This window comes from Pantoea sp. RCC30.1, from assembly GCF_058148845.1.
The window spans coordinates 116,161-127,560 of the sequence record NZ_JBXUHX010000004.1 but is presented as its reverse complement, the minus strand read 5'-3'; the positions used below and the strand labels follow the sequence as shown (position 1 = coordinate 127,560).

The window sequence follows — 11,400 nt, the reverse complement described above, 5'->3', positions numbered from 1 at the left end:
GCAGTTAAGGCAGTTAAGGCAGTTAAGGCAGTTAAGGCAGTTAAGGCAGTTAAGGCAGTTAAGGCAGTTAAGGCAGTTAAGGCAGTTATTGTGAAGAAAAAATATTTAGATATCTAAAAGATGATCTTTACCACAAATGCTATTGAATCGCTGAACAGCGTGATCTGTGCCGCGATTAAGAAACGCAAAGTCTTCCCAACGGATGATCCGATGTGAAAGGCTATTTATCTGGCGACCAGGGATACGTCAAAAAAGTGGAGTATAACGCTCCAGAGCTGGCGGCTGGCAATGAGTCGTTTTATTATCAGGTTTGGTGACCGCCTGAACGATTACCTTTGATTGTGTGACAGTTACACAGAATAACTGACGGTTCTTTATATAGAAATTAGACAAATTGAATTAAGTGCGCCCGATGATAGTAAACACGGTAAGACCGGACGCGTAAAAACGTAAACACCTGTCATCCAGACGAATAACAAAAAAGCCCATAACCATCAATGACGGTTACGAGCTTTCATAAAGACGCCGGATTATTTAGTCGATCGTTTTTGTCTTATCCGACCGGAATGACCCAAGCGAAGTTTCTGTTTAGTTGGTTAACAACCGCAGCATACGACGCAGCGGTTCGGCTGCGCCCCATAACAGCTGGTCGCCTACCGTGAAGGCGGAGAGATATTCCGGCCCCATATTCAGTTTACGCAGGCGGCCAACCGGTGTGCTCAGCGTGCCGGTAACAGCGGCTGGCGTCAGTTCACGCATCGTCAGCTCGCGGTCATTCGGCACCACGTTGACCCACTCATTGTGAGAGGCCAGCAGCTGCTCAATTTCAGCCAGCGGCAGGTCGCGTTTCAGCTTCAGCGTAAAGGCCTGGCTGTGGCAGCGCAGCGCACCGACGCGCACGCACAAGCCATCAACCGGAATGACTTTAGTGGTGGCGAGGATCTTGTTGGTTTCCGCCTGGCCTTTCCACTCTTCGCGGCTCTGGCCATTTTCCAGCTGTTTGTCGATCCACGGAATCAGGCTGCCCGCCAGCGGCACACCGAAGTTATCGGTCGGCAGGGTGCCGGAACGGGTGAAGTCGGTCACGCTACGCTCGATGTCGAGGATCGCCGAGGCCGGGTTCTGCAACGCAGGTGCCACGTGATTGTGCAGCATGCCCATCTGGGTCAGCAGTTCACGCATGTGGCGCGCACCGCCGCCAGAGGCCGCCTGATAGGTGGCGACCGAAGCCCACTCCACCAGATCCTGAGCAAACAGACCGCCCAGTGACATCAGCATCAGACTGACGGTACAGTTACCGCCGACAAAGGTTTTGATTCCACTGTCGATGCCCTGACGAATCACCGCATGGTTGACCGGATCGAGGATGATGATGGCATCGTCTTTCATGCGCAGCGTGGAGGCCGCATCAATCCAGTACCCCTGCCAACCGCTGGCGCGCAGCTTTGGATAGACGTCACTGGTGTAGTCGCCGCCCTGGCAGGTAATAATGATATCCAGCGCCCGCAGCGCCTCAATATCAAACGCATCCTGCAGTGTGCCCTGCTGTTTGCCCGCAAATGCGGGTGCCGCCTGACCATGCTGCGACGTCGAGAAGAAGACCGGATTAATTGCATCAAAATCACGCTCTTCGCTCATGCGGGACATCAGCACGGAGCCGACCATACCGCGCCAACCAACAAAACCTACATTCTTCATGTCGTGTCCGTCTAAGGCAGTTACACCTGCTTTTCATTTCAGAGGAGAGAGCGGCGTGCTATTTTCACGCCGCTCTGCGTAATAATAAGATTTACCTGTGTCCCTTCACTCTACAAAATGCAGGCAGGGTAGCAAGTGAATTAATTCGATTACGCTAACTTTTTCAGCAGCGTAACTAATAACTCCGCTTTTTCGCGAACAACATGGCGCAAAACCGATGACTGAAATGATTTCGGCGACAATATTATTGTTGTTAATTATGGATCCGCTGGGCAATCTGCCGATTTTTATGTCGGTTTTAAAGCATCTGGAGCCGAAACGGCGGCGGGTTGTGCTAATCCGCGAAATGTTGATCGCGCTGATCATCATGCTGCTGTTCCTGTTTACCGGCGAACGCATCCTGGCGTTTTTAAATCTGCGTACTGAAACGGTGTCGATCTCCGGCGGAATTATCCTGTTTCTGATTGCCATTAAGATGATTTTTCCGTCGGCTGAAAGCAGCAGTTCTGGCTTACCAGCGGGCGAAGAGCCCTTCCTGGTGCCGCTGGCGATTCCGCTGGTGGCCGGGCCGTCGCTGCTGGCGACGCTGATGCTGCTGTCGCATCAATATCCGCATCAGATGTCGCATCTGGTCGGCGCACTGTTGATCGCCTGGGGCGTGACGGTCGGCATTCTGCTCATGTCAGGTCTGTTCCTGCGTCTGCTGGGCGATAAAGGCGTGAATGCGCTGGAGCGGCTGATGGGATTGATACTGATTATGCTGGCCACTCAGATGTTCCTGGACGGCATTCGGGCCTATCTGAAACTGTAGGAGAGTATCTGCGCTTCCCATGAAGTTAGGGAAGCGCAGAACCGACATGATTAAGAGAGTAGTGTGAAGGCGATCATTCCGACCACCGCGCCAACGGTACCGAGAATGGTTTCCATCAGCGTCCACGTCTTCAGCGTTTCCGCTTCGCTGGCCCCGGTGAAGCGACCAAACAGCCAGAAACCGGCATCGTTCACATGGCTGATAATGATGGAGCCGCCGCCGATGCAGATCGATAGCGCCGCCAGCTGGGCACCGCTGTAGTGCAGCGGTTCAATCACCGGCATGATCAGACCGACCGTGGTCAGACAGGCGACCGTCGCCGATCCCTGAATCACACGCACTGCGCCCGACAGGATAAAACAGGCCAGCGCAATCGGCAGTCCTGCGCCGGTCAGGGCATTGCCCAGCACCGGACCCACGCCGGAGTCCACCAATACCTGCTTAAACACGCCGCCCGCGCCAATCACCAACAGGATAATCCCGGCCGGTTGCAGCGCGCTGCCGCACACCTGCATCACCCGCTCTTTATCCATGCCCTGACGGTAAGCCAGACCATAAATCGCTACCAGCAGCGCCAGCAGAATGGCGGTGAAAGGGTGACCGATAAATTCCAGCCACTCATACAGGGTGGTGCCTTCCGTCGTGAAGCGTGCGCCGATGGTTTTCAGGCCAACCAGCACCAGCGGAAACAGAATCAATGAGAGGCTGAAACCAAACGACGGCAGCTTGCTCTCATCGACATCCGGTTGATGATCTTCCGGTGGCGCGCTAAACGAGACGTGGTTGCCGATGAAGTTACCAAACAGCGGCCCGGCAATCAGCATGCCGGGGATCGCCGCACAGAGACCCAGCAGGATCATCCAGCCAAAGTCTGCGTGCATCTGCGAGGCCAGCAGCATCGGGGCCGGCCCAGGCAGCAGGAACGCCGCCGCCGCCGCAACGCCCGCAAACAGCGGGATCACCAGCTTCACCAGATTGCCGCCGGTACGACGCGCCACCGCAAAAGCGATGCTGATTAGCAGCACCACCGCCACCTCAAAGAAGAGCGGCAGCGCACAGATCAGCCCGGCAATGCCCATCGCGTAATGGGCACGACTCTGACCAAAGGTTTTCAGCATCCGGATAGCAATCTGATCCACTGCACCGGTTTCATGCAGGATTTTGCCGAACATCGCGCCCAGCGCGACCACAATGGCGAGGAAGCCGAGCGTGCCGCCCATCCCCTTCTGCATGGTTTCAGCGATCTGATTCAGTGGCATGCCGGAGAAGAGCCCGGCACCGATTGACACTAACATCAATGCGACGAAGGCGTGCATACGGGCCTTCATCACCAGGAAAAGTAGCAGCAGGACGGAGCCTGCTGCGGTCAAAACGAGTGTTGCGGTATTCATCTCTAATCCTGGCTGATAGCGTCCTGGATAGTCGCAACCGTAGCCGCCACCACGTCGTCCAGTGAATGCACGATATCCACTACCAGGACATCCGACTCGTCCCGCCCTGGCTCTTCCAGCGTGGCAAACTGGGTTACCAGCATCTGCGGCTTGAAGAAATGGCCTTTACGCGCTTTCAGGCGGCCTTCGATGGTGTCGAAATCGCCTTTCAGGTAGACGAAACGCAGGTTGTCATTTCCCTGACGCAGGATGTCGCGATAACTTTTCTTCAGGGCCGAGCAGACAATGATGGAAATCGCCTGGGTGCGCTGCATGGCAAACGCGGCATCATTCAGCGCCTGTAACCACGGCTGGCGATCGCTGTCATCCAGCGGATGACCATCGGCCATCTTCAGAATGTTAGCGCGGGGATGGAGAAAATCACCGTCAAGAAAGGCCGTATTGAGCTGGTGAGAAACCTGGTTGGCGACGGCAGACTTTCCGCTGCCTGAAACGCCCATCAGGATAAAGACGTGATGTGACGGGGATTGCGTTGTCATTTTTCTGCTCCGGCAGGTGAGAATTTGCCAATGTTACCGATAACAATGTCGTTTCTCATTCTCCTGGCCGGTTAACAGCCTGGCAACCTTTTTACCAGGAAAAGCACGAAAGTGTGAGCTGACTCATAAAAAAACCACAATCAGATGCTGCCACCTTCACTGATCTCAAAACCGACATCCAGCAGCTGATTTTCACTGCTCTCACCAGCGATGCGCGCCAGTAACAGAGCGGCCGCTTCACGCCCCATGCGATCGCGCGGCGTCAGCACCGTTGCCAGCTGTGGCGTCACCACCTGGCTGATGTCATGGCCGTGGAAACCGGCAATCGCCATCTGGGTGGGTACCTGCAATCCCTGGCGCTGACACTCAAACATCGCACCGACCGCCAGATCGTCATTAGTACAGAACAGACTATCCGTTTCAGGGTAGAGACGTTGCGCCTCACGCAGCAAATCACCACCGGCGCTAAATGAAGAGGCATCTTCCATCATCACGCTGCGCGGCGTCAGCCCCGCTTCACGCATCGCGATTTCGTAACCGCGCTGCTTCTGCAGCGTACGTTCATCAAGACGTGCACCGAGGTAGACAGTGTGACGATGGCCTTTGCTGATTATCGCCCGTGTCATCTGCCGGGCCGCTTCGACATTATCAAAGCCGACCGCCATATCCAGGCAGGGCGTCACGCTGTCCATCATCTCAATCACCGGAATCCCGGCCACTTCAAGCATGCGCAGCGTGCCTGGCGTATGAGTGCGTTCGGTGAGGATGACGCCATCAATATTCCAGCCCAGCAGCGAGCGCAGTTGCAACTCCTCTTTTTGCGGGTTGTAACCAAAGTGGGCGACCAGCGTCTGATAGTTGGCTTCGTCAGTGACGGCTTCAATGCCGCGCAGAACATCGGCAAAAACCTGGTTGGTGAGTGATGGCAGCAGTACGCCGATGGCGCGACTGGTGGCGTTAGAAAGCATATCGGGGGCGCGATTGGGGATATATCCCAGCTCATCCAGTGCCACTGCAATCTTGTCCCGCAGGGCAAGAGAGACCTGCTCAGGATTGCGCAGGTAACGGCTGACGGTCATTTTTGTAATGCCGACGCGATCGGCAACGTCCTGTAATACCGGTCTTTTCTTCTTCATCGTAGCGCCTGGGATCGCCCTGAAAGCTAAAGTACGATGAGTCTATCACTTTTCTGTCACAAAATTGCCAACCGGGCGCGACGATGCGCGCCCGTTATCTGCTTAGACCGGTGGCAGATCAAACAGCAGGACTTCTGCAGCCGAGTTGGCTTCAATCGTCAGCGCGCTTTCGTCCCAGATCGCCAGGGCGTCGCTGGTGGTGATCGCGTTACCGTTAACGGTCACATCACCTTTAACCACCTGAATCCAGATACGACGTCCTGCATCAATCGCGACGCTGTCCTGCTCGCCGGCAGCCAATACCCAGCGCGATAAGGTCATGTCCTGATAAACTTTCAGCGATCCTTCACGCGCATCCGGGCTTAACACCAGCTGACGCCCTTTAATATCCGGGAAGCGGCGCTGATCGTAACGTGGCTCAATGCCGGTACGCTCAGGAATGATCCAGATCTGATAGAGGTGCAACGGATCGCTTTCGCTGGCGTTGTACTCAGAGTGACGGACGCCGGTGCCGGCGCTCATGATCTGGAACTCCCCTGCCGGAATCTGCTCTTTGTTGCCCATGCTGTCCTGATGCTCAACCGTACCGGAGAGCACGTAGGTCAGAATTTCCATATCTTTATGAGGATGGGTGCCAAATCCCTGACCGCCATCGATCACATCTTCATTGATGACCCGCAGTGCGGAGAAACCCATGAAGTTCGCATCGTGATAGCTGGCGAAAGAGAAGGTGTGCCAGCTATCCAGCCAGCCATGGTTTGCGTGACCGCGTTCTTCAGCTTTGCGTACATAGATCATGTTCAAATCTCCTCAATGTTTTTTATAGTGTGTCCCTGAGGGGGTCTGATTGATAGCTGAAAAACTTCACGCCTCTATTCAAAATTGTTGAACAAAAGCGGGCTTATCACTGAAACAGATCGAACGAACCTGATGTGATGAAGGAATCAAGGAATCAAGGAATCAAGGGAAGAAGCCTGACATAAAGGTTAACCTGATAAATCCGCCGGATAACGGAAGCATGATAGCCAGCTGTTAATTTATTTTGCAGCATCACCGCGCTCAGGCATATTTACGCTCTGGCGTAAGCTCACACAACCTTATTAACGCATTAAAAATGATACCTTAAAAATAATAATAAATAAGGTATGATTTTTGATACCTTAAAAGTTTATTTATAAAATTAATAATGTGACCACCGTAAATAACTGGCACCACAAACCCTACTAAAATAGCCAACAAATAAAAAGCCTGTAGTTTTAAACACCCTCCGATTCATTTTACTTTCAATTATTATCAGGAACCCGATTATGGATGCCGTTCAAAATACGCTGATATCAGGTAAAACTCCAAGCTGGAGAAAAAGCGATACCGTCTGGATGCTGGGACTGTATGGAACTGCAATTGGTGCTGGCGTTTTGTTTTTGCCGATAAATGCCGGCACTGGTGGTTTGCTGCCGTTAATCATTATGACGCTGCTGGCTTTCCCGATGACGTTCTTTGCTCATCGTGGGCTTACCCGTTTTGTTCTTTCCGGCAAGAATCCGGGAGAAAACATTACTGAAGTGGTGGAGGAACATTTTGGTACCGGCGCGGGAAAACTCATCACCCTGCTCTATTTTTTTGCTATTTACCCTATCCTGCTGGTGTATAGCGTCGCGATTACTAACACCGTCGACAGTTTTCTCACCCACCAGCTTAACCTGATATCGCCGCCGCGTGCGGTACTGGCTTTCATTCTCATTGTCGGCATGATGGCCATCGTGCGCTTCGGCGAAAAAGCTATCGTGAAGGCGATGAGTATTCTGGTGTTCCCGTTCGTGGCCGCACTGATGCTGCTCGCGCTGTATCTGATCCCGCAATGGAACGGAGCCATTCTGGATACGCTCCTGGTGAGTGGTTCTGAAACCACCGGCGGCGGATTATGGCTCACGCTTTGGCTGGCCATTCCCGTAATGGTGTTCTCCTTTAATCATTCTCCGATTATTTCATCGTTTGCGGTAGCCAAGCGTCAGGAGTATGGCGAACAGGCAGCGTCAAAATGTTCACGCATTTTGGCCTGTGCCCATATCATGATGGTCCTCACCGTGATGTTCTTCGTTTTCAGCTGCGTCCTGAGTCTCTCCCCGGAAAACCTGGCGGAGGCGAAGGCGCAGAATATTTCCATCCTTTCCTACCTCGCTAACCACTTTAATGCCCCGTTAATTGCCTGGATGGCCCCGATTATCGCCATTATCGCGATCACCAAATCCTTTCTTGGCCACTATCTGGGGGCACGTGAAGGTTTCAACGGCATGGTGATTAAATCGCTTCGCAGCAAAGGCAAGTCGATAGAAATTAATAAACTGAACCGGATCACCGCCTTCTTTATGCTGGCCACCACCTGGATTGTCGCCACCCTGAACCCCAGCATTCTGGGCATGATTGAAACCCTGGGCGGCCCGGTTATCGCCATGATCCTGTTCCTGATGCCGATGTACGCCATTAATAAAGTCCCGGCTATGCGTAAATATAGCGGTCATCTGAGCAATCTTTTTGTCGTCATCATCGGCCTGATTGCTATCTCCGCCATCGCTTTTTCTTTACTTAGCTAATGTCGTCGCTTGCCATACCGGTCAGCGCCTCTTTCATATTGCAATCTGCATGGGTGAATCATGATTAGCGTTTTCGATATTTTTAAAATCAGCATCGGACCATCCAGTTCGCATACGGTCGGACCGATGAAAGCGGGTAAACATTTTGTTGATACGCTAAAGGAAAAGGGACTGCTGGATAGCGTGAGTCGACTGGTGGTGGATATTTACGGCTCTCTTTCTCTGACGGGAAAAGGTCACCATACTGATATTGCTATTATCCTCGGCCTGAGTGGCTATCTGCCTGACACTGTGGATATCGATCAGATCCCATCCATCATTCGCGACGTGAATACGCTACAACAGTTGCGTATCGAAGAAGGGCGGCGGGATATTACCTTCCCGGTGGCAGAGTGCATGCGCTTTCACAGCGAGTTTCTGCCGCTACATGAAAATGGCATGAGCATAACCGCCTTTTGTGACGGAAAAAGCGTTCACGCCCAGACCTATTATTCTGTCGGAGGCGGCTTTATTGTCACGGAAGACGAGTTTGGTAAAAACCTGGATAGCGAGATCGATATTCCTTTCCCCTTCTACTCCGCCCGTAATCTGCTGGCGCATTGTCATAATAACAACCTGTCGGTTTCGGCCGTCATGATGAAGAACGAGATAGCACGCTATGGCCGCCGTGAGGTTGAAGACAACATGGCACAATTGTGGCAAACCATGCGCAATGCAATCACCCGTGGCATCAGTACTGAAGGCGTATTACCCGGCCCGCTGAAGGTGCCGCGTCGGGCATCTTCTCTGCATCGCATCCTGGCACCACAGAGCCAGTCCACTAATCCCCTGAGTGCCATGGACTGGGTAAATATGTTCGCTATGGCAGTGAGTGAAGAGAATGCCGCTGGAGGACGTGTGGTCACCGCACCCACCAATGGCGCATGCGGCATTATCCCGGCGGTACTGGCTTATTATGATCGATTCATTAAGCCGGTAACGCCTGAACTCTATATACGTTATTTCCTGACGGCAGGCGCAATTGGCATTCTTTATAAGATGAATGCATCGATTTCTGGCGCTGAAGTCGGTTGTCAGGGAGAGGTCGGCGTGGCCTGTTCAATGGCGGCAGCGGGACTGGCCGAACTGCTGGGGGCCGATGCGGAGAAAGTCTGCATCGCGGCTGAAATTGGTATGGAGCATAATCTTGGCCTTACCTGCGATCCCGTTGCGGGTCAGGTCCAGGTGCCCTGTATAGAACGCAATGCAATTGCTGCCGTCAAAGCCATTAACTCAACCAGTATGGCGATGTACCGCACCAGCGATCCCAAAGTGTCGCTGGATAAGATCATTGAAACTATGTTTGAAACCGGCAAAGACATGAACGCCAAATACCGTGAAACAGCCCGCGGCGGTCTGGCGATCAAAGTTGCGATATGTGAATCGTAACGACCTGAAAACCGCTGGCGGTGAGGCTGGCGGTTTCTTCATTAATCCGGTTCTGCAGAGGATATGTTTTGAGCAGGGTTATTTTGATTCACTTTCCTTAGCCAGATCGGACCAGACCATGCTTCGCACTTCAGAAGAGGTGTACCACTCATTAATGGTTGCGCTGCCAGAACGCTCAGGAACAGCTTCAATGTTATTCGCCACCACTGACTGGCTGCTCTGTTTTTTGCGGATACGAATACGGGCAGGTGGCGAGGCGGTAAACTGCGCATTAAAGGTTCGCATGTGTGAATCGGACAAAATTGACTCCAGCTGATGCAACCGTCCAAGACCACGCAATATCCCAATTAAGGTGCTCAGGGTGACTGACTCGCCCAGCTCCGCCCGTTTAATGGTGGCCGTGCCGACGCGTGCGCGTTCAGCAAGCTCAATCTGAGAGATCCCAAGCTGCATACGGGTTTCTTTAATTCTGCAGCACAATTCAGAAATAATTGCGCCATCGGACAGAGTATTAAAACGCATATCAATACCTCATTGCGGAATCTACAGAATAAATTATTGAGTAAACCAGCCGGTAAATAAAGCAGATAATTTTAAAATAACAGCACTAGCATCAAGGTAAGTTATTTATTAAACGCCCGCATACCCGGCGTAGTAAGAGCGTATGAAATTATCGTATTACCAGGCCCATGGTGATCGCTTTATTTCTCCGCGTCATCAAACCCATGTCGTTTCGCATCAGCGCTTTAGTCTTCGGTAAATATTCTCTCCACAGAGGCTATTTATTAACAACTGAAACGATCAAATATAACCTTCTGGCTTTATTTTTTATTGAATTATGGCTGTGACTGAAGAGGTAGCGAAGAGGTAGACTGTTACGCTGTAGGCCAGCCAAGTGTCACCCGTCCAGAGCCCGATGATGAGGGTGCTTACCACTCATCCCTGACGATCAATGAATGACAGGGGAAAAAAAAGCCAGCGGATAAGCTGGCTAAATAATACTGGAAGCAATGTGAGCAATGTCGTGCTTTCTCAGGCTGTCGATGACCTCCCGGGAACGCATGGCAATAATAATCATTATCATTCGTATCTGTAAAGTGTTTTCCCTGTTTTTTGCTTGTTTCGCGTGGTGAATACCTTGATGTTTAAAAGGTTTTTATAGGCTAAAGGAGAGAACATGAGTGAAATAGTTGTCCGCCACGTCACGCCACAAGATGCCGCTGCACTGCACAGGATTTACGGTCAGCCAGATACCCAGGCCAGCACACTGCATCTACCTTACTCATCGCTACAGATGTGGCATAACCGTCTCGCGACGCCTCAGCCTGATGCGCACCTGCTGGTCGCCTGTATTGATGATGAAGTGGTCGGTCAGTGTGCGCTGCATGTTGAAGCGCGCCCCAGACGTCGTCACGTCGCTTCACTGGGAATGGGCGTGGATGAACGTTACCGGCAGCGTGGCGTCGGCACTGCACTCATGCGTGAAATGGTCTCGTTATGCGACAACTGGTTACAGGTGAGCCGAATGGAACTGACGGTGTTCGTCGATAATGGCCCGGCCATCGCCCTTTATCAGCGTTTCGGTTTTGAGATTGAGGGAACGGCTAAAGGCTTTGCAATGCGGCATGGTGAACTGATTGACGCGCATTATATGGCGCGGGTTAAAGCCTGACGTGTGAGCGTCAAAAGGGCGCCTTCCGGTGCCCTTCTGACTGATGACAAATCCAAAGTACGGTGAACCTGGCAGCAACGTATTAGCCTGACGCGCAGGGAACACGGTCAGTCAGTCCTGACTTTGTTCTCTGA

Annotated in this window: 10 protein-coding genes and 1 pseudogene; 5 read left to right on the top strand and 6 right to left on the bottom strand. The window is 52.4% G+C overall.

From position 1 onward, the window contains the following. Positions 1-117: 117 nt before the first annotated feature. Positions 118-339: pseudogene (locus tag AC2LB6_RS05775) on the top strand (transposase); the annotation flags it as partial. Positions 340-588: 249 nt separating this feature from the next. Here the strand turns inward: AC2LB6_RS05775 and asd are convergent. Then, on the bottom strand, positions 589-1,698 hold the full coding sequence (gene asd / locus AC2LB6_RS05770) for an aspartate-semialdehyde dehydrogenase (RefSeq protein ID WP_490092796.1): 1,110 nt from the start codon (positions 1,696-1,698) through the stop codon (positions 589-591). Between the two features lie 217 nt (positions 1,699-1,915). Between asd and AC2LB6_RS05765 the strand changes: the two genes are divergently transcribed. Continuing rightward, a complete protein-coding gene (locus AC2LB6_RS05765; protein WP_003853054.1) occupies positions 1,916-2,509 on the top strand; it encodes a YhgN family NAAT transporter in 594 nt (197 codons plus the stop codon). Between the two features lie 50 nt (positions 2,510-2,559). Here the strand turns inward: AC2LB6_RS05765 and gntU are convergent, their stop codons facing one another. From gntU to AC2LB6_RS05745, 4 genes are all read right to left on the bottom strand, one after another. Then, the gene (gene gntU / locus AC2LB6_RS05760; protein ID WP_010253270.1) at positions 2,560-3,900 is read right to left on the bottom strand and encodes a gluconate transporter; all 1,341 of its coding nucleotides are present in this window, start codon (positions 3,898-3,900) and stop codon (positions 2,560-2,562) included. A 2-nt stretch (positions 3,901-3,902) separates the two neighbouring features. Further along, positions 3,903-4,439 (bottom strand): gluconokinase, encoded by a 537-nt coding sequence (gene gntK, locus AC2LB6_RS05755; RefSeq protein WP_490092795.1) that lies wholly within the window; start codon positions 4,437-4,439, stop codon positions 3,903-3,905. Positions 4,440-4,579: 140 nt separating this feature from the next. Further along, positions 4,580-5,575 carry a gluconate operon transcriptional repressor GntR gene (gene gntR / locus AC2LB6_RS05750; protein WP_490092794.1) on the bottom strand — a complete coding sequence of 332 codons (996 nt, stop codon included), beginning with the start codon at positions 5,573-5,575 and terminating at the stop codon, positions 4,580-4,582. A 102-nt stretch (positions 5,576-5,677) separates the two neighbouring features. After that, positions 5,678-6,373: a pirin family protein gene (locus tag AC2LB6_RS05745; RefSeq protein WP_490092793.1), complete on the bottom strand. Its 696-nt coding sequence runs from the start codon at positions 6,371-6,373 to the stop codon at positions 5,678-5,680. 509 nt (positions 6,374-6,882) lie between these two features. On the opposite strand from AC2LB6_RS05745, the gene AC2LB6_RS05740 reads away from it, so the two are divergent. Then, entirely contained in the window at positions 6,883-8,166 is a 1,284-nt protein-coding gene (locus tag AC2LB6_RS05740) for an HAAAP family serine/threonine permease (RefSeq protein WP_490092792.1), read from the top strand. 60 nt (positions 8,167-8,226) lie between these two features. Then, positions 8,227-9,594, top strand: coding sequence for an L-serine ammonia-lyase (locus AC2LB6_RS05735; protein WP_490092791.1), 1,368 nt, complete (start codon positions 8,227-8,229; stop codon positions 9,592-9,594). 78 nt (positions 9,595-9,672) lie between these two features. On the opposite strand, the gene AC2LB6_RS05730 is transcribed toward AC2LB6_RS05735, so the two are convergent. After that, positions 9,673-10,116, bottom strand: coding sequence for a helix-turn-helix domain-containing protein (locus AC2LB6_RS05730; protein ID WP_490092790.1), 444 nt, complete (start codon positions 10,114-10,116; stop codon positions 9,673-9,675). Positions 10,117-10,771: 655 nt separating this feature from the next. On the opposite strand from AC2LB6_RS05730, the gene AC2LB6_RS05725 reads away from it, so the two are divergent. Continuing rightward, complete coding sequence (locus AC2LB6_RS05725; RefSeq protein WP_490092789.1) at positions 10,772-11,266, top strand: GNAT family N-acetyltransferase; 495 nt, start codon at positions 10,772-10,774, stop codon at positions 11,264-11,266. Positions 11,267-11,400 lie beyond the last annotated feature (134 nt).